Annotated in this window: 20 protein-coding genes; 13 read left to right on the forward strand and 7 right to left on the reverse strand. The window is 59.0% G+C overall.

All coding sequences use genetic code 11. The features are described from left to right. Nucleotides 1-20: 20 nt before the first annotated feature. Nucleotides 21-809, reverse strand: coding sequence for a response regulator (locus tag Z945_RS0103810; protein ID WP_025050797.1), 789 nt, complete (start codon nt 807-809; stop codon nt 21-23). Between the two features lie 122 nt (nt 810-931). Between Z945_RS0103810 and trmB the strand changes: the two genes are divergently transcribed. The 9 genes from trmB (at nt 932) to Z945_RS0103855 (ending at nt 8,837) form a co-directional block, all read left to right on the forward strand. Next, entirely contained in the window at nt 932-1,633 is a 702-nt protein-coding gene (gene trmB / locus Z945_RS0103815) for a tRNA (guanine(46)-N(7))-methyltransferase TrmB (RefSeq protein WP_025050798.1), read from the forward strand. 194 nt (nt 1,634-1,827) lie between these two features. Beyond that, the gene (gene aroA / locus Z945_RS0103820; RefSeq protein WP_025050799.1) at nt 1,828-3,180 is read left to right on the forward strand and encodes a 3-phosphoshikimate 1-carboxyvinyltransferase; all 1,353 of its coding nucleotides are present in this window, start codon (nt 1,828-1,830) and stop codon (nt 3,178-3,180) included. A 31-nt stretch (nt 3,181-3,211) separates the two neighbouring features. Continuing rightward, complete coding sequence (locus Z945_RS0103825; protein ID WP_025050800.1) at nt 3,212-3,841, forward strand: (d)CMP kinase; 630 nt, start codon at nt 3,212-3,214, stop codon at nt 3,839-3,841. Between the two features lie 133 nt (nt 3,842-3,974). Further along, a complete protein-coding gene (locus Z945_RS0103830; RefSeq protein WP_025050801.1) occupies nt 3,975-4,352 on the forward strand; it encodes a rhodanese-like domain-containing protein in 378 nt (125 codons plus the stop codon). 335 nt (nt 4,353-4,687) lie between these two features. Next, entirely contained in the window at nt 4,688-6,361 is a 1,674-nt protein-coding gene (rpsA, locus tag Z945_RS0103835) for a 30S ribosomal protein S1 (protein WP_025050802.1), read from the forward strand. Between the two features lie 202 nt (nt 6,362-6,563). Then, complete coding sequence (locus Z945_RS0103840; protein ID WP_025050803.1) at nt 6,564-7,259, forward strand: hypothetical protein; 696 nt, start codon at nt 6,564-6,566, stop codon at nt 7,257-7,259. A gap of 236 nt (nt 7,260-7,495) precedes the next feature. Then, nucleotides 7,496-7,780 (forward strand): integration host factor subunit beta, encoded by a 285-nt coding sequence (ihfB, locus tag Z945_RS0103845; protein WP_025050804.1) that lies wholly within the window; start codon nt 7,496-7,498, stop codon nt 7,778-7,780. Then, the gene (locus tag Z945_RS0103850; RefSeq protein WP_025050805.1) at nt 7,780-8,130 is read left to right on the forward strand and encodes a LapA family protein; all 351 of its coding nucleotides are present in this window, start codon (nt 7,780-7,782) and stop codon (nt 8,128-8,130) included. The genes ihfB and Z945_RS0103850 overlap by 1 nt, the downstream gene beginning before the upstream one ends. Before the next feature lie 8 nt (nt 8,131-8,138). Beyond that, entirely contained in the window at nt 8,139-8,837 is a 699-nt protein-coding gene (locus Z945_RS0103855; protein ID WP_025050806.1) for a phosphoribosylanthranilate isomerase, read from the forward strand. A 17-nt stretch (nt 8,838-8,854) separates the two neighbouring features. On the opposite strand, the gene Z945_RS0103860 is transcribed toward Z945_RS0103855, so the two are convergent. The 6 genes from Z945_RS0103860 to Z945_RS0103885 all read right to left on the reverse strand — a co-directional run bounded on the left by Z945_RS0103860 (nt 8,855) and on the right by Z945_RS0103885 (nt 15,103). Continuing rightward, nucleotides 8,855-10,351: a phosphomannomutase/phosphoglucomutase gene (locus Z945_RS0103860; RefSeq protein ID WP_025050807.1), complete on the reverse strand. Its 1,497-nt coding sequence runs from the start codon at nt 10,349-10,351 to the stop codon at nt 8,855-8,857. Between the two features lie 13 nt (nt 10,352-10,364). Then, complete coding sequence (kdsA, locus tag Z945_RS0103865; protein ID WP_025050808.1) at nt 10,365-11,198, reverse strand: 3-deoxy-8-phosphooctulonate synthase; 834 nt, start codon at nt 11,196-11,198, stop codon at nt 10,365-10,367. After that, nucleotides 11,195-12,937: a KpsE/RkpR family capsule polysaccharide export protein gene (locus tag Z945_RS0103870; RefSeq protein WP_025050809.1), complete on the reverse strand. Its 1,743-nt coding sequence runs from the start codon at nt 12,935-12,937 to the stop codon at nt 11,195-11,197. The genes kdsA and Z945_RS0103870 overlap by 4 nt, the downstream gene beginning before the upstream one ends. After that, nucleotides 12,915-13,574 carry an ABC transporter ATP-binding protein gene (locus Z945_RS0103875; protein ID WP_025050810.1) on the reverse strand — a complete coding sequence of 220 codons (660 nt, stop codon included), beginning with the start codon at nt 13,572-13,574 and terminating at the stop codon, nt 12,915-12,917. The genes Z945_RS0103870 and Z945_RS0103875 overlap by 23 nt, the downstream gene beginning before the upstream one ends. Nucleotides 13,575-13,740: 166 nt before the next feature. Beyond that, the gene (locus Z945_RS0103880) at nt 13,741-14,766 is read right to left on the reverse strand and encodes a permease (protein ID WP_025050811.1); all 1,026 of its coding nucleotides are present in this window, start codon (nt 14,764-14,766) and stop codon (nt 13,741-13,743) included. Next, nucleotides 14,759-15,103 (reverse strand): ArsR/SmtB family transcription factor, encoded by a 345-nt coding sequence (locus Z945_RS0103885; protein ID WP_025050812.1) that lies wholly within the window; start codon nt 15,101-15,103, stop codon nt 14,759-14,761. The genes Z945_RS0103880 and Z945_RS0103885 overlap by 8 nt, the downstream gene beginning before the upstream one ends. 152 nt (nt 15,104-15,255) lie before the next feature. On the opposite strand from Z945_RS0103885, the gene Z945_RS0103890 reads away from it, so the two are divergent. From Z945_RS0103890 to Z945_RS19295, 4 genes are all read left to right on the forward strand, one after another. Continuing rightward, the gene (locus Z945_RS0103890; protein WP_025050813.1) at nt 15,256-15,843 is read left to right on the forward strand and encodes a uracil-DNA glycosylase family protein; all 588 of its coding nucleotides are present in this window, start codon (nt 15,256-15,258) and stop codon (nt 15,841-15,843) included. Then, on the forward strand, nt 15,836-16,618 hold the full coding sequence (locus Z945_RS0103895) for an SseB family protein (RefSeq protein ID WP_025050814.1): 783 nt from the start codon (nt 15,836-15,838) through the stop codon (nt 16,616-16,618). The genes Z945_RS0103890 and Z945_RS0103895 overlap by 8 nt, the downstream gene beginning before the upstream one ends. Nucleotides 16,619-16,740: 122 nt before the next feature. After that, nucleotides 16,741-17,265 carry a YHS domain-containing (seleno)protein gene (locus tag Z945_RS0103900; protein WP_025050815.1) on the forward strand — a complete coding sequence of 175 codons (525 nt, stop codon included), beginning with the start codon at nt 16,741-16,743 and terminating at the stop codon, nt 17,263-17,265. Then, nucleotides 17,262-17,744 (forward strand): rhodanese-like domain-containing protein, encoded by a 483-nt coding sequence (locus Z945_RS19295; RefSeq protein WP_037970412.1) that lies wholly within the window; start codon nt 17,262-17,264, stop codon nt 17,742-17,744. Before Z945_RS0103900 ends, Z945_RS19295 begins: the two co-directional genes overlap by 4 nt. The last annotated feature ends 7 nt before the right edge of the window (nt 17,745-17,751 follow it).

The following is a 17,751-nucleotide window of genomic DNA, read 5'->3' on the forward strand; positions in this document are numbered from 1 at the left end:
AGGTGCCGCCCTTCGCTTTTTCAGTGGCGTGGTGCACTGAAAGGTGAGGGGGGGCGGTCCCGTTTTGCCATTGTTTCCGCGGCATCTGGCACGGTGTGGTTTTGGCGCAAATCCGCGCTGAGTTCTGACAACAGAACGGCCCCGTCTTGCCGCTCCATCTCGATCAAATAGGCCCAAAGGCTCATGCAATTCTGTTCGATGGATGCGAGGCCATCGGTTTGCGCATCAGTCTGGCTGGCGCGCAGATCGCGCATTTGTCGCAACAGGCGGCTGACCATCGGCTTGATGTCTCGTGCACAACGCAATGCGCAAATGGATAACAATGCCTCAATATCGGTGCTGTCGGTTGCCGAAGCGGGCAAGGTGGCCGCTGGCAGGGTTGCGCGCAGAGCGTGACGGATCACTGTGTCAAAGCTGTCGGCAGAGAGATCATCTTTGGACAGGAAATTGTTGCAGCCGATGGTGCGGGCCTCTTCGGCGACAAGGGGTGCGGCCTGACCCGATATCATGATCGTCGGTGTGTTCAGGTTTCGGGCGCAGAGCTGCACCATTTTCAAAGCATCCAGTCCTGTCCCGTCAGGCAGAGCATAGTCCAGAAGGATCAGCCCATAGTTGCTTTCCTCCAGGTGGGTGCCGAATTCCTGCAGTGTCTTTGCATTGGTGATCTCACTGGGAAAGTCGAGGCCCGAACAAAGCCGGGCCAGACGGTGCCGGTCAAAGCGTTCATCATCAAGGATCAGGACCGCGAGCGGCGGTGCGCCATCTGCGGCGGGTCTGTTTTTGGCCGGAATGGGGGAGACGAATGCCATCAGGGGTCCTTTGCGAGGGGTAGAAGAAGCCTAGCGACATTGCATTAAGCGGACTTTAACAAGGGTAAGCCGCATCGACGGACCCATTGCAGTGTTTTCGCGCAAAGGCTAAAGCGCTGCCCATGACAACACCCCAACGCCCCCGCCGCAATTTTTATGGTCGCTTGAAAGGCAAGAGCCTCAAGCCGTCCCAGCGCAGCTATATCGCGGAAGATCTTAGTGATCTCTCGCCCGGCGCAGTCAGTTGGGAAGACAACCCCGCCCGCGACACGCTTGATCTGGAGGGGCTGTTCGGTGGTCGCCCTGTCTGGCTTGAGGTCGGATTTGGCGGTGGCGAGCATCTGGTACATCAAGCGGTCGCCAATCCCGACGTGGGGATTATCGGGTGTGAGCCTTATATCAACGGGGTCGCCATGTTGTTGGGCAAGATTCGCCGGGCAGAGGCCGATAACATTGCTGTCCACCCCGGTGACGTGCGCGATATGTTCGATGTGCTGCCGGAGGCGTCGATTGATCGTGCGTTCCTGCTTTATCCCGATCCCTGGCCCAAGGCGCGCCACCACCGACGCCGGTTTGTGACCGAAGAACATCTGGTACCGCTGGCGCGCGTGTTGAAACCGGGAGCGATCTTTCGGGTGGCCACGGATATCGAGGATTATGTCCGCCAGACTTTGGAAGAAGTGCCGCGTTTCGGTTTCGAATGGCTTGCAGAGCGGCCCGGTGACTGGCGGGCCCCTTGGGACGACTGGATTTCAACGCGCTATGAACAGAAGGCTCTGCGCGAGGGCCGTGTGCCGCATTATCTGACGTTCCGGCGGACGTGAGGCAATGGAGCGGGCAAGCCCGCATTTGATTTTATGATTTTTCCTTGGGAAAAATTGACTTGAGGCTCTGCCTCAAACTCCGCGGGATATAGGGCCAAAAAGAGAAAAGACTTTTGGCATTGGCCTGCGCCTTGGCATGGACGGGGTTTTGTGGCTGGGGTAGAAGCGTTCAATAGCAAGCGAGGACGCGTATCATGTCAGGCCACGGTGATCCTATTCCAATGACGTCGCGGGCCTGTGGTCCGTTGACAGGGCGGGCAGAGGTGCCCGGTGATAAATCGATTTCGCATCGGTCGTTGATCCTGGGCGCATTGTGCGTAGGCGAGACGACAATCAGCGGTCTGCTTGAAGGGCAGGATGTGTTGGATACGGCGCAGGCGATGCGGGCGTTCGGGGCGAAGGTGACGGACCTCGGTGAGGGCAACTGGTCGGTTCAGGGCGTTGGTGTCGGCGGTTTTGCAGAACCCGACGGTGTGATTGATTGTGGCAACTCCGGCACGGGCGTGCGGCTGATCATGGGGGCGATGGCAACCTCGCCGATTGTGGCGACCTTCAGCGGTGACGCGAGCCTGAACGGGAGACCCATGGCGCGGGTGACGGACCCCCTGGCGCTGTTCGGCTGTCAGACCGTGGGCCGGAGCGGGGGGCGTTTGCCGATGACATTGGTCGGTGCCCAAGACCCTGTATCGGTGCGCTACACTGTGCCGGTACCGTCTGCGCAGGTGAAATCAGCGGTGCTTTTGGCGGGGTTGAATGCTCCCGGGCAGACGGTTGTGATTGAAGCCGAGGCAACGCGGGATCACACGGAGCGGATGCTGGCGGGTTTCGGGGCCGAGATCAGCGTGGAGAACACGGAAGAGGGGCGGGTGATCACCCTGACCGGTCAGCCTGAATTGCAACCACAGCATATCGAGGTGCCGCGCGATCCGTCTTCGGCCGCCTTTCCGGTGTGCGCCGCGCTTATCGTCCCCGGGTCAGATGTATTGGTGCCTGGCATCGGGCTGAATCCGACAAGGGCGGGTCTGTTCACGACGCTGCGCGAAATGGGTGCGGATCTGACGTATGAAAACGAGCGTGAAGAGGGCGGCGAGCCGGTGGCGGATTTGCGGGCCAGGTTCTCGCCTGATCTGAAAGGGATCGAGGTGCCCGAAGACCGGGCGGCCTCGATGATTGATGAATATCCGGTGTTGTCCGTGGTCGCAGCCTATGCGCAAGGCGAGACGGTGATGCGTGGCGTCAAGGAGCTGCGTGTCAAGGAAAGTGACCGTATTGATGCAATGGCCGCCGGGTTACGCGCCAATGGAATCGACTTGCAGGACGGTCCTGACTGGTGGATTGTGCAGGGCCGGGGCCACGGCAATGTGGCGGGCGGGGCGACTTGTGCCAGTCATCTGGACCACCGCATCGCAATGTCCTTTCTTATTCTGGGCATGGCGAGTGAAAAGCCGGTCAGCGTGGATGATGGTGGTCCCATTGCTACGTCATTTCCGATATTCGAGCCGCTGATGGGGCAGTTGGGCGCGCAGATCAACAGGACTGAATCATGAACCGGTTCCTTAGGCTGGCGGACCGACCATTATGAGCACCACGCAGGGCTTCACTGTCGCCATCGACGGGCCTGCAGCTTCGGGCAAAGGCACGATTTCGCGCGCCGTGGCCGCGCATTTCGGGTTTGCACATCTTGATACCGGGCTCTTGTACCGCGCAGTCGGAGCCAAGGTGTTGCTGGGTGAAGAAGCGCTTGCAGCCGCGCAGGCGCTGGTGCCCGGCGATCTGGACAGCGATGCCTTGCGGATGCCGGAGGTGGCCCAGGCGGCCAGCCAAGTCGCCGCTATGCCCGATGTGCGTGCCGCTTTGGTGGATTTCCAGCGCAGTTTTGCCGCGCGGGCAGGCGGGGCAGTGTTGGATGGGCGCGATATCGGTACGGTGATCTGTCCGTCCGCCCAGGTGAAGCTGTTTGTGGTGGCTGATGCGGTGGTCCGCGCCCGTCGGCGGTTCGAGGAACTGCGTGGCAGAGGCGTCGAAACCAGCTTCGAAGCGGTCCTTGCGGATGTCGAGGCGCGCGATGCCCGCGATATGGGGCGTGCTGATGCGCCTCTGCGTGCGGCAAAGGACGCCACGGAAATCGATACCTCGGATATGGCGATTGCAGATGCAGTTGCCGCCGCCGTCGCGTTGATTGCGCAGAAGCATCCCGAAGGGGGTTAAAAGCTTTCATCGTCAGCAATCCGGAACCTATTCCTATGTGATGCATTGCCTTTGTAAGGGTCGGCGAAGCTGTGCGAGAGATGCGTCGCTTGGCCATACAACATTGACACACACAAAATGGAGTGAATGCACCATGAAGACTGCAAAAGATTATCTGGAAGCTGCCAATGAGACCGTTCCCACCATGGAAGTAAAGGAGGCAATTGCGAAACATGCCGCCGGTTCTGGTATCTTTGTAGATGTCCGCGACAGCAGCGACATTGAAAAAACTGGCACAATCAAGGGCGCGCATCGCATCCCACGCGGCATGATGGAGTTTCGTGCCGATCCGAACATGGAAGACTTTTACAACCCCGCGCTGACGAAAGACGGCGAGATCTATTTGATTTGTGGTGCAGGTGGGCAGGCGGCACTTACCGGTAAGACCATGCAGGACATGGGGTATACCAATGTGACAAACATCGGCGGCTTTCCGGGCTGGAAGGATGCGGGCGGACCTACTGAAGAGTGATACGTCGGCCGGTTTTGCGCCGGCAGAGGAAAATTGATAGATAAGCTGTCGCCGTCCTTCGGGACGGCGGCCATTTTTAATCCGCCTCGAGACAGAGCTGCCTTGGGCCTTGCGCCCTTGCAAAATATGGCCTATACGCGCCCTGTCTAAGGGGCGGATACAAGCTGCGGACGCACATCTGAGCAGGGTCGGTTTATTCCGGCCCTATTTCTTTTGTGTTACGTGACCCGAATCATAGATCAATTCACACCGCCACACCAAAGGTGGGCACCCTGTAAAGACCGGCGGAGACAACCGCGCGGCCAGAAAACTCTTATAAGGATACGATACGCTACATGGCGAATATGATGGATGAGTTTGAAGCACTCTTAGAAGAAAGCTTCGAAATGGACACGCCCGAAGAGGGTTCCGTTGTCAAAGGCAAGGTGATCGCAATTGAAGCGGGCCAAGCCATTATCGACGTAGGCTACAAGATGGAAGGCCGCGTCGAGCTGAAAGAATTTGCCGAGCCAGGCGAATCCCCCAAAGTTGAAGTCGGCGACGAGGTAGAAGTCTTTCTGCGTCAGGTCGAAAACTCCCGCGGTGAAGCGGTTATCTCGCGCGAGATGGCCCGTCGCGAGGAAGCTTGGGACCGTCTGGAAAAAGCTTACGCCGCAGAAGAGCGCGTCGAAGGTGCGATCTTTGGCCGTGTCAAAGGTGGCTTTACTGTGGATCTGGGCGGCGCGGTTGCGTTCCTTCCCGGCTCTCAGGTTGATGTGCGCCCCGTGCGCGATGCTGGTCCTCTGATGGGTCTCAAGCAGCCATTCCAGGTTCTGAAAATGGACCGTCGTCGTGGCAACATCGTTGTCTCGCGTCGTGCGATCCTTGAAGAATCGCGTGCCGAACAGCGTGCCGAAGTTATCGGCAACCTGACCGAAGGTCAGGAAGTTGACGGTGTGGTCAAGAACATCACCGAATACGGTGCGTTCGTTGATCTGGGCGGTGTTGACGGCCTGTTGCACGTCACGGACATGGCATGGCGCCGTGTGAACCACCCCTCCGAGATCCTCGCCATCGGCGAAACGATCAAGGTGCAGGTCATCAAGATCAACAAAGAGACACACCGTATCTCCTTGGGCATGAAGCAGTTGCAGGAAGATCCATGGGATCTGGTTGCGGCGAAATACCCGCTGGAATCCTCGCACACCGGGCGTGTCACCAACATCACCGATTACGGTGCCTTTGTTGAGCTGGAGCCGGGCGTTGAAGGTCTGGTTCACGTTTCCGAAATGTCCTGGACAAAGAAGAACGTACACCCCGGCAAGATCGTGTCGACCTCTCAGGAAGTCGAAGTCATGGTTCTGGAAATCGACGGAGCCAAGCGCCGCGTTTCCCTTGGTCTCAAGCAGACCATGCGCAACCCATGGGAAGTGTTTGCAGAAACACACCCCGAGGGCACGGAAGTCGAAGGCGAAGTCAAGAACATCACCGAATTCGGTCTGTTCGTTGGCCTCGACGGCGACATCGACGGCATGGTGCACCTGTCCGATCTGTCATGGGACCAGCGTGGCGAAGAAGCCATTCAGGACTACCGCAAGGGCGACATGGTTCAGGCCGTTGTCTCCGAAGTGGACGTTGAGAAAGAGCGCATCTCGCTCTCCATCAAAGGTGTCGGCGGTGATAAGTTCGCAGAAGCAGTGGGCGGCGTGAAGCGCGGTTCCGTTGTGACTGTGAACGTGACCTCCATCGAAGATGGTGGCATCGAAGTGGAATACGAGGGCATGAAAGCCTTCATCCGCCGCTCCGATCTGTCGCGTGACCGTGCCGAGCAGCGCCCCGAGCGTTTCTCGGTCGGTGACAAGGTTGACGTTCGCATCACAAACGTGGACGCGAAAGCGCACCGTTTGGGCGTGTCGATCAAAGCGCGCGAGATTGCAGAAGAGAAGGAAGCGGTTGAGCAGTATGGCTCCAGCGATTCCGGTGCATCCTTGGGTGATATCCTTGGTGCGGCTCTGAAAAGCGAAGACTAAGTCTTTCCAATAGTGAAATAGAAAGCCCCGCAGAAGAAATTCTGCGGGGCTTTTTTGTTGGGACGGTCATGTCGCCTTCAGTCTCATAAGGCGATTGCAGATCGCACCGAACTTCAGGGGCCGAATGTGGCAGGCCGGCACCGTTGTACCCCTGAGACCAATGCGCTAAGTCCGCCGGCACATAACCGAACGGAGTATCCGCATGCATTCCCTCGCACTTGGCCCTTTGCAGATCACGGATGAAACAGCCAACCTTCTGGCCAAACGGATGCGGCAGGTGGCCTATGTGCTTTTGGTCCTGAGCATGATCATTCTGTTCCGCTGGATAAAAATTCCGCGCGCGCATATTCCGTTGTTCGATGTCGCATCAGAGGTCAATTTCTGGACCTGGCTGAACGTGTCCTACATGCTTTTTGCGGCCTATATGATGGGGCTGAGCGCTTTGGTGCGCAGGTACAGTGGCGCGCCCTTCTGGGGCTGGGTACTGGCAGGAGCTGCGGTGTTGTTTCTGTCGCTGGACGATTTCATCAGCATTCATGAACGCTTTGGCGCGTTGGGACAGGCGCTTGGTGGTGGTTCCGGGCTGCTGCACTTTGCCTGGGTGATCCCGGGTATTATCGCAGCGGCAGGATTGGTGCTTATCTTCTGGACCGCCATGCGCAGTGCTGCACCCGTGGTCAGGCGTGATTTCGCCCTTGGCCTTGCCTTGTTCTTCGGTGGTGCGGTGGGACTCGAGATGGTCAGCGGCTGGGTTTTGTCGAATTTTGGCCACCGCAGGCCCTATACGCTTTTGTACCACCTCGAAGAAATGTGCGAAGCCGCCGGGATCATTTTAATCGGACGAGCAGCACTCAAAGACCTCATTCGGGGAGCCTCTGGTGCGCCCCCTGCGCCGTGACGCAGGCTCCGTTTTCCGATCTGTTGTGGGTGCGAATCGACTGGATGCATTCGACGACATCGCTGCGATGCGGCTAGAGCTTTTCCGCCGCCTCGGCGCAAAATGACTTAAAATCAGGGCGTTCGGCCAGAAAAACCACGCCGTAAGAGTTTAACCTGTCTTCCAAGCTGGGATGTTCTTTCCTATAGTCGGGCACGATCTGCAAAAAATTATTTATCTCGCGGGGGGATACCAAAATGATCCGGTCAGAGCTCATCCAAAAAATAGCGGATGATAACCCGCACCTTTATCAGCGCGACGTGGAGCGTATTGTCGGCACCATCTTCGACGAAATCACAGCTGCCATGTCAGATGGCAACCGGGTCGAACTGCGCGGTTTTGGCGCCTTTTCTGTCAAGAAGCGGGATGCGAGGGTTGGACGGAACCCCAGAACGGGTGAAACCGTTCATGTGGAGGAAAAGCATGTGCCTTTCTTCAAAACCGGTAAGCTTTTGCGCGACCGCCTGAACGGGAATTCCTGATGCGTTATGTCCGCTACTTTTGCATCGCTGTGTTTGCGATTGCGCTTATCGCTGTTGCATTGGCAAACCGCGATGTTGTGACGCTGCAAGTTCTGCCTCAAGAGGTGGCGGGCTGGTTCGCCGTTAATCCGCAAGTGCAGTTGCCTCTGTTTCTTGTGATCCTTGGAAGCATCGTAGCGGGGCTTTTGGTCGGATTTGTCTGGGAATGGATCCGCGAGTACGGTGAACGTGCCGAGAAAGCGCGTCTGGCCCGCGAGACCCGGCGGTTGGAGCGGGAGATTGCGCGCCTGAAAGATGAAAAGCATCAAGGCAAAGACGAGGTTCTTGCGCTTTTGGACAAGACCGGCTGAAGCCAGATATGCCCGCCCATACGAATGTGAAGATCTGCGGCCTGCGCCGCCCTGAGGACGTTGCCACGGCCGCGGAGGCAGGAGCGCGGTATGTCGGGTTTGTTTTCTTTAAGAAGTCCCCCCGGCATCTGGCATTGGACGCCGCCGCAACGCTTGCGCTTTTGGTGCCAGAGGGCATTTGCAAGGTTGCGCTTGTAGTCAACCCGACTGACGCGTTTCTCGACCGGCTGCTAGAGGTCGTGCCGATCGACATGGTACAACTTCACGGCGGTGAAAGCCCCGACCGGGTGCGCGAAATCAAGGCGCGGACGGGCCTGCCGTTGATGAAAGCTGTCGGTGTCGCGGACCAGGATGATCTGCTAGCGCTTGATCGCTATATGCAAGTTGCAGACCAGATATTGGTAGACGCCAAACCGCCGAAAGACGCTGTGCTGCCCGGCGGAAATGGATTGGCCTTTGACTGGCGGTTGTTGGCGGGCCGCAAATGGCCTGTACCCTGGATGCTGGCAGGCGGGCTGACGCCCGACAATGTGGCAGAAGCTGTGCGGATGACCGGAGCCCGGCAGCTTGATGTTTCAAGCGGCGTAGAAGCGGCGCCGGGCGTCAAGGACGCGGCATTAATCCAGGCGTTTTGCGCGGCGGCTTTGTCGGATGAAGCAGGCAAGCCTGCTTTGGAGGCTCTGCCTCCAAACCTCCGCGGTATTTAAGGCCAAAAAGAGAAAGATCAGATTGTCTGGTCGTAGTCCCCGACGCCGGGTTCGGTACGGATCACGGCGTCGATATCTTTAAAGATGGCGCGCATTTCAGCCTCTGAAGTGGCACTTTCGCAGACGACCACGAGGTTCGGCGTATTGGATGAGGCACGCACAAGGCCCCATGCGCCGTTGTCGAGGATCACGCGGGCGCCGTTGACGGTGACGACCTCTTTGATGGCGCGTCCTGCGATTGTTTCACCTGCTTCGTGCTTGGCCACCAGTTTGGCGACAAGACGGTCGAGGATATCGTATTTCTCGGTGTCGGCGGCATAGGGCGACATGGTGGGGGTGGCCCATGTCTGCGGCAGCGCCTTGCGCAGGTCGGACATGGACATGTCGGGATTGCGGTCCATCAGCTTGCAGATTTCCACAGCGACGCGCATGCCGCAGTCATAGCCACGCCCGATGGGTTCAGCGAGGAAATAGTGGCCTGATTTCTCGAAACCGGCGAGCGCGCCGATCTCTTTTACCCGGCGCTTCATGTGGGAATGGCCGGTCTTCCAATAGTCGGCGGTCACGCCGTGTTTGATCAGTTCGGGGTCGGAGGCGAAAAGACCGGTTGATTTGACGTCAGCCACGAAGGTTGCATTCGGGTGCAGCTTGGCCAGATCGCGGGCCATGATGACGCCGACCTTGTCCGCGAATATCTCTTCGCCTTCATCGTCCACCACGCCGCAGCGGTCGCCGTCGCCGTCGAAACCGAGGGCGAAGTCAGCGCCCGAGGCTTTCACGCTCGCGCTCATGTCATGGAGCATCTCCATGGCTTCCGGGTTCGGGTTGTAGTGCGGGAAGGTGTAGTCGAGCTGGTTATGACTTGGCACAACCTCGACGCCGAGACGCTCAAACAGTTCGGGACCGAAGGCCGAGGCCGTGCCGTTGCCGGTGGCGCAGACGACCTTGAGCTTGCGGGTCATTTTGAAGTCGCCGACCAGATCGTCGAGGTAGGCCTCACGCACGCCCGGCACGAATTCGTATTTTCCGCCATCGCGCGGCTGCCCTTCGCCATTCAGCACAATGTCGCGCAGTTCGGACATCTCGTCTGGGCCGTGGGTGAGGGGGCGTTCAAATCCCATCTTTACGCCGGTCCAGCCGTTCGGGTTGTGGGAGGCTGTGACCATCGCCACTGCTGGCGCATCCAGATGGAATTGGGCGAAATAGGCCATCGGGGAGACAGCGGGGCCAATGTCCTTGACGTGGATACCGGCCTGCATGAGCCCCAGCATCAGGGCGTTCTTGATCGAAAGCGAGTAGTCGCGGTAGTCATTGCCGACAGCGATCACAGGCTCGATCCCGCGGCGGTGCATTTGTGTGCCAAGGCCGAGGCCCAAGGCTGTAACGCCGGGCAGGTTGATGTCGTCGGGGTATTTCCAACGGGCGTCATATTCGCGAAACCCTGTGGGCGTGATCATGGCGTCGCGCAGGAATTCCCATGTGTTCTTGGTCACGGTCAGTGCGGGTTTGGTCACGGGCAGTCTCGCTTTAGAAGGTGAGGGGATGTTGTTTGGCCAATGCATCGAACTGCATCAGGCTGGCGATCAGCGCTGGCATCCGGTCCAGATAGATCATGTTCGGCCCGTCGCTGGGCGCATTGTCAGGGTCTTCGTGGGTCTCGATAAACACCGCCGCCACACCGATCGCCACGGCGGCGCGGGCCATGACAGGCGCAAATTCGCGCTGGCCGCCGGAGGAGCCGCCTTTGCCGCCGGGTTGCTGTACAGAATGGGTAGCGTCCATCACCACCGGATAGCCGGTGGCGGCCATCTGGGGCAGGCTGCGCATGTCAGCGACAAGGGTGTTGTAGCCAAAGGAAGTGCCGCGTTCGGTCAGCAGAATACGTTTGTTGCCGGTGGACTCGATCTTGTCGACGATGTTGCCCATTTCCCAAGGGGCCAGAAACTGGCCCTTTTTAACGTTCACGACTTTGCCGGTGTTGCCTGCGGCAAGCAGCATATCGGTCTGGCGGCATAAAAAGGCAGGGATTTGCAGGATGTCGACAGCTTCGGCGGCGATGGCGCATTGGGCTTCGGTATGGACATCTGTCAGTACCGGCACCCCGTTGGCACGGCCCACAGATTGCAGCACCTTCAAGCCTTCGTCGATGCCCAAACCGCGTTTGCCCGCAAGCGAGGTGCGGTTGGCCTTGTCATAGCTGGCCTTGAAAACATATTGCGCGCCAACGGCTTCGCAGGCTTCTTTCATCTGCCCCGCAATCATCTGGGCATGTGTTTCGGATTCAAGCTGACAGGGGCCGGCGATGACCGTCAGGGGGCGGTCAATGCCGATGATAACGTCACCAATTGTGACTTGGGTCATGAAGTTACCTGTTCTCTGAGGATCGACGCTGTCAGGGACAACATAAGATAGATGCCTGCAAAGATAAGGAAAGCCAAGACGGTGTTCTCAAACTTACGCGGATAGGTTGCCTCATCCGGGGCCACGGGCTGCACCGCAACCGTTAGATAACGGACCTGACGACTGGCCTCGGTTCGGGCCTGATCCATGGCGGTTTGCGCTGATTGCAGCACCATGTCCGCCGCGGCCAGATCGGCCTGTGCCAGTTGCATTGTCACGGCCTGCTGCGCCAGCGAGTTGTCGCCGTCGGTGGCCGAGCTCATTTTCTCTCGCAACTTTTCGAGTTGATCGTTCAGGCGCCGCACATCGCCCTGCACACCGTCCAAACGGGCACGGTTGGGGCGGGCGTTATCCAAAAGAGCGGCCAACTCGAGCTCTTTTTCGATCAGCAGCCCTTCGTAGGTGCTGATTTGGGTGCGGATCGCGATGATTTCAGCTTCGGGGTCGACGCCGTTCTCGATCTGCATCTTGATCAACGCCTCTTGCGCGTCGCGCCGCTTTTGCTGTGCAATCTCAAAACCTTCAAGCGCATCCCTCATGCCGTCTTCGCGCTTTTGCTTGGACAGGTCGTTCACGCGCTGTTCTGCGTATTCGATGAGGCTGTCTGAGAAGGAGGCGGAGACGACAGGATCGGCAGCGATTACCTCCATGCGGATCACGCCTTCGGTCGGGTCGTAGCCAATTTTGACGTTCTTTTTGTAGACCTTATAGGCCTCTTCGTTGGTGGCTTCCGGGGCCAAACGCTGAATCGGGTCGATTTCTGCGTCTGAGAAATGGGTTTTGAACCCGGCGTCCTCGTTGAGGCGCAGCATTGCGTCCTTGGACTGCAGGTAGGCCTGTGTCGCGATGCTGTCGGCAGAGTTGGCGAATTGCGTGGGCAGGATGCCGCCAAAGGGGCTGGTGCCCCCGCCGCCTTCGCTCTGAATGATTAGAAACTGGCTGGTGGTCGCGTACATCGGGGTAGCGACTTTGTAGAAATAATATCCTGCGGCGAATGTCGGCAGCATGACGAAGAACGCCAGCCGCACCATGAGCAAACCCAGTTTGCGGCGGCGGCGGCGGGTGATGTCGCGCTGGATATCAGAGATTTCGCGCTGGCGGCGTTCTGCGGGGCTGATATCGGTCGAAGGCAGGTTTGCACCCTGTGTCGGCAACGTCTGCGGGAGCTGGATACGGCCCATCTGCTGACCAGTTGCTGCAGGCAGGGCATTGCCTGCGCCTGTTTGCGGGCCGTCGGCGTCAGGCACCACCAGTTCCAGCATATTTGAGCGTTGGAAAGGGTCGATCCCCTTGGCGCGCAGCAAGCTAACGGCGTCGAAATCAGAGGTGGGTGCCAACCCGTGCTTTTGAGCAACGCGGCGTGCCATGCGCAGTTGACGACCTGTCAGCCCCTCGCGGCGGATCGCGTCGATATCTGTTTCACCCGCGACCTGGGTGGCCGATGCCACGTCACCGCTGCGTGCAGTCTGTTGCGGTTTTGCCGGCTGCGGAGCGGGTTTTGCAGCCCGCGCGGCCTCAGGCTTTGCTGTGGTTTGGGCCGGCTTTGTGGCACCTGGCACCGGGCGGGGACTGGGACGGGGCTGCTTGTCCTCTGCCTGCGCAGCCGCTGCTGCAGCTTCGGCGGTGCCCTCCGCCGGAGCGGAAGTGGTCGGCGTGTTCCGCTTGATGCGAAATTTTCTAGCCTTGGGTTTGGTAGTCATACAACTGTTTCGCTTCTTCCAAGGTATCGAACATAATAAACTGGCCCCCCACGAGGACGGCGGCCGAACGGGCAAACTTTTCAAGCGTTTCAGCCTGATGCGACACGATGATGATCGTTGTGGTCCGCAGTCGTTCTTGCAGGATCTCGCCCGCCTTGCGGTTGAACTCTACGTCGGTGGTGGATGGCATGCCTTCATCAATAAGGTACATGTCGAAATCGAGCGCCAACATCAAGGCAAAGGAAAACCGCGAGCGCATCCCGGCGGAGTAGGTGCCCAGCGGCTGATCGAAGTATTCGCCCAGATTGCACAGCCAGCGGCAGAAGCTTTCGACATAATCCGGGTCCAGCCCATAGAGCCGTGCGATATACCGCGCATTCTCCATCGCTGAGACTTTGCTGACAACGCCGCCCATAAACCCCAGCGGGAAAGAGATGTTGCAAGTGCGCCTGATCTCGCCTTCGTCGGGCTTCTCTAGGCCTGCCATCATGTTGATCAGTGTCGTTTTGCCGGTGCCGTTGGGTGCGAGAATGCCGAGCGACCTGCCCAGTTCCACACGGAACGAGGCTTTGTCCAGGATCACCTTGTGCTGGGTGCCTGTCCAATAAGACTTGGACACATTTTCGAATTCCAGCATGCCTGCTCCGGTTGCTGCCTTGGTGACGTTTGTTCATTCCTCTTGTTTCAGAGGATTGCACAAATAGGTATACCGCGACTTAGGCGATATTATGTCCTAGATGGAAACAAATGTACAATTCCCAGCATCTGCAACCCTAGAGGTAGACCCATTTTGTCGATGCAATTCAGGCAACGCTCTGCCAGATCAGCCCAGCCGTGACGGCCCCGACCAGGGCAAAGCCCAGATAGGCCGCAAAGATGCGTGGTTTAACCAGTGCCCATACCGCAATGGCGGCGGGAATGCAGCTGACGCCACCGGCGATGACAAAGGACATGGCGGCGCCTTGGCTCATGCCTTGTGCCAGCAATGCGTCGATCAGCGGTACGGCGGCATAGCCGTTCAGATAGGCCGGCGCACCGACCAGTGCCCCCAGCAGGATCGGCGTAACACCATCGCCGCCCAGCACGCTTGCGATCATATCCGCCGGAACATAGCGCAGCATCAGGGCTTCGATCAGATAGGCCAAGGTCAGCCATTTGGTCAGGAAAAGCGCGTTGTCGATGGCCGTCCGGTTAAACGTCTCACGTCGCTCGGCGTCGGGCCAGAACTTCCATACCGGCGTACCGGAGAAGGGCTTCTTCACGCCGCAGCATCCACCGATACTGGGTCGTTCGCGCAGGGGATCCGCAAAGAGCGCGGTGTTGGAGGCCAACATCACGCCAAAGCCGCCCATCATCCCGACACTGACGGCGGCCAAAGTTTTCGCCAGGGCAAAGTCAAAGCCAAGGGTGCCTGATGTGATGGCAAACATCGCCGGATCCATCAGGGGTGAAGCCAACCAGAAGGCCATGACCGCGCCCAGTGGCGCGCCAACCGCAAGCAGGGCCGCAATAAAGGGGATGACTTCGCAAGAGCAAAAGGGCGACAGCCCGCCCAGCAGTGCCGCCATCACAATCATCCGCGCCTGATTGCCCTGGAACGCGCGGGCGAGCAGGTTTTCAGCGCCAGTTGCCTTGAGGAAGGCCACCGCAAGCACCGCAAAAGCGATAAAGGGGGCCGTATTGCCAAGGGCACGCAGAGTGAAGATGATTGTTTCGCGCAGGGTGTCGGGCGCGAACACTGCGATCCCGACAAGGATTGCCACGATCACCCCCCATGCGCCGGGGTTCCAACGAAATGGTGAGCCTTGGGATTGGGTGGTATCAGCCATGATCGTGCTCCTCGCAGGGGGCTGCCGCATCTGCGCAGCATTCGGTCAGAAGAAATTGCGCCAAGGCTTCGATTTCGGCATAGGCGACAGCGGCGCAGATGGTGCTGCGGCCTTGGCGTTCCTGTTTGACCAATCCAGCGGCGGCCAAAAGTTTCAGATGATGTGTCAGAGTTGATCCGGTAACACCCGTTCGCTCTCCCAAGGCCCCGATGCTCAGCCCCTCTGGTCCCGCACGCACGAGGGTACGCAGGACCGACAGGCGTTGCTCGGACCCGAGAGCGGCAAAGCTAGCCGCGGCGAGGGTGAGGGGCGGAATGGGGAGCGAATCTGTTTTCATGTTTCTAGAATTATCGAAATAACTTAGGTGCGCAAGTTTTATTTCGATGATCTTCGAAATCAGCTGTTCAGAAGGGGGGTGGTACGGGGTGGTATTTGAAAAAGGGTGAGACAGGGGTTGGCGCCTTTGATCTGCGGGGTATTTGGTTGTGCATGACGGATATGAGAGATGACTTGCGGTCCTGCAGAATATGTGCGGAGCGGTTTGCGGCGACTGCCACGGCGCATCAGCCCAACCCGGTGGTCTGGTTTGCGCCGGGTGCGCGCATTCTGATTGCCTCGCAGGCGCCCGGTTTGCGGGTGCATGAGGCCAATACGCCTTTTTGGGATGCCTCGGGCAAACGCCTGCGCGATTGGCTGGGAACCGACGAAGATACCTTTTACGACCGCAGCAAGGTGGCGATTGTCCCGATGGCGTTCTGTTTTCCGGGCTATGACGCCAAAGGCAGCGATCTGCCGCCGCCGCCTGTCTGTGCGAAAACATGGCGGGCGCAGGCTTTGGCGGTTGTGCCGGACGTGCGCCTTACGGTTTTGATCGGGGGCCATGCGATGAAGTATCATCTGCCGGGGTTCACCCGTGTGACCGACGCTGTCGCAAGTTGGCGCGACCATCCGCCCGGCGTCTTTGCCTTGCCACATCCGTCGTGGCGCAATACCGGATGGCTAAAGAAAAATCCGTGGTTCGAGGCAGAAGTGCTGCCGCGACTGCGACAGGCCGTTCAAGAGGTGCTGCATGACTGATCCGACCCCCCTAGATACCGCCCATGAGGCGATGATAGCCGCGCCTGATGATGATGCGGCGCGGTTGCGGTTTTACGAACGTATCGCGGATGTCGAGCTGTTTCTGCTGCTGGAGGCCGAGCCGGTAGAGGACCAGATTAATCCGGTCCTGTTTGAGGAAGGCTACGTCATCGTGTTTGACCGCGCCGCACGGCTTGCGGCTTATGTGGGCGAACCTGCTCCTTACGTTGCGGTCTCAGGGCGCACTGTGGCGGCGATGCTTGAAGGACAGCCTCTGGGCCTTGCCGTCAATCTGGGAGTGGCACCGTCGGAAATCCTGCTGCCGCCCGAAGCTGTCAGCTGGTTGCGCGCTACGCTTGACCATTCAGCGGGCGAGGTCGAGGCCCGGATCGAGCGGGTCTTGCCACCTGCGGGCCTGCCTGAAAGCCTGATTGCTGCAATCGACGCGAAGCTTGCCACCGCGACCGGCATGGCTGCCGGGGCCTTTCTGGTTGCGGTCGACTATGTGGGCGGTGGGCGCGGGCATTTGCTGGCTTTTGTCGGCGCGATCCCACGGGCGCAGGATGCACTGGTGCGGGCAGCCTCAGAGGCGCTGACTTTTTCAGGTATCGAGGCGGGAGCGATGGACGTTGGGTTTTTCGGGCCTGCTGATCCGACCGTGGCCAAACTGGCGAAAGTCGGGCTGCGGTTTGATCTGCCGCAGGACGAAGGCCTGCAACATACGCCGCGCATGCCGCCGGGGTCGGACCCATCAAAGCCGCCGATCCTGAAATAATCCGGCAATTTTCTCACGGTAGCTGTGTGCAGTCTCACATCGCCGAGAGGTATTGCCTTAGAGGATGCAGTGTGTGTTTTCCTGCCGTAACGTCATCGCATGTCTGGCACAGGAGAGACCGCATGAACCGTTTTATTCTTACAATTGCTGCCGCTGCGACGGCCATCGGTCTGACCGGTCAGGCCTTCGCAGGTGAGCAATACGTTGATGAAACAGGCTTTGCCGCATCGGGATATGATGTGGTGTCCTATTTTGATTTGCCGCAAGCCCCGGTCGGTAGTGCACAGCCCGCCCCCCTGCCGGGCAATGCGGGGATCACAGCTGAGCACAATGGTGCGACTTTTGCCTTTGCAACCACAGAAAACCGCGATGCTTTTCTGGCCGATCCGGCACAATATGCGCCGCAATATGACGGGCATTGCGCCTATGGCGTATCCAAGGGTGGCAAGGTGCCGGGCAATCCAACCCTGTGGCGGATCGTGGACGGCAAATTGTACCTCAACATCACAGAAAATGTCGTCGGGTTCTGGGAAGAGGACATTCCGGCCAATATCAATCTGGCAGAAGGCAATTGGCCCTCGATTGAGCCGACGCCCGGTTCCGACCGGGCAATTCCAAAGTTCAGTTCAGCCGCACCGGTGAAATGACGGGCAGTTCCGACACCTCTCAAGAGCCCGCCCCGCCGCACCTTGTGCGGCGGGCGCTGCTTTTAGGCGGCGTCGCAGCGCTTGGTGCATGTACTCTGGCAGCGTCGCGGTGGTTCAACGTGGATGCAGATGTGGGGCAGGGCGACTTGACCGCCCCACAGGCGCAGGCCGCTGCGGCGGCAGGCGCGATTGTGTTGGTCGATATTCGCAGGCCGGACGAATGGGCACGCACCGGAATACCGGCAACTGCTGTGCCAATCGACATGCGTTCAGCCGATTTTCTGGATCATTTGTTGGTAGCGACCGGTGGCAAGCGCGATGTGCCGATCGCACTGATCTGTGCCAGAGGGGTGCGCTCCGCCGCCTTAGCATCGCGCCTATCCGATGCGGGGTTCACTCAGGTTCTTGACGTGCCCGAAGGGGTGTTGGGATCCGGAGCGGGGCCCGGCTGGCTGAAACGCGGCCTGCCGTTGCGGTAGGTACGCG

Source organism: Sulfitobacter noctilucae (assembly GCF_000622365.1).
Lineage (GTDB): Bacteria > Pseudomonadota > Alphaproteobacteria > Rhodobacterales > Rhodobacteraceae > Sulfitobacter > Sulfitobacter noctilucae.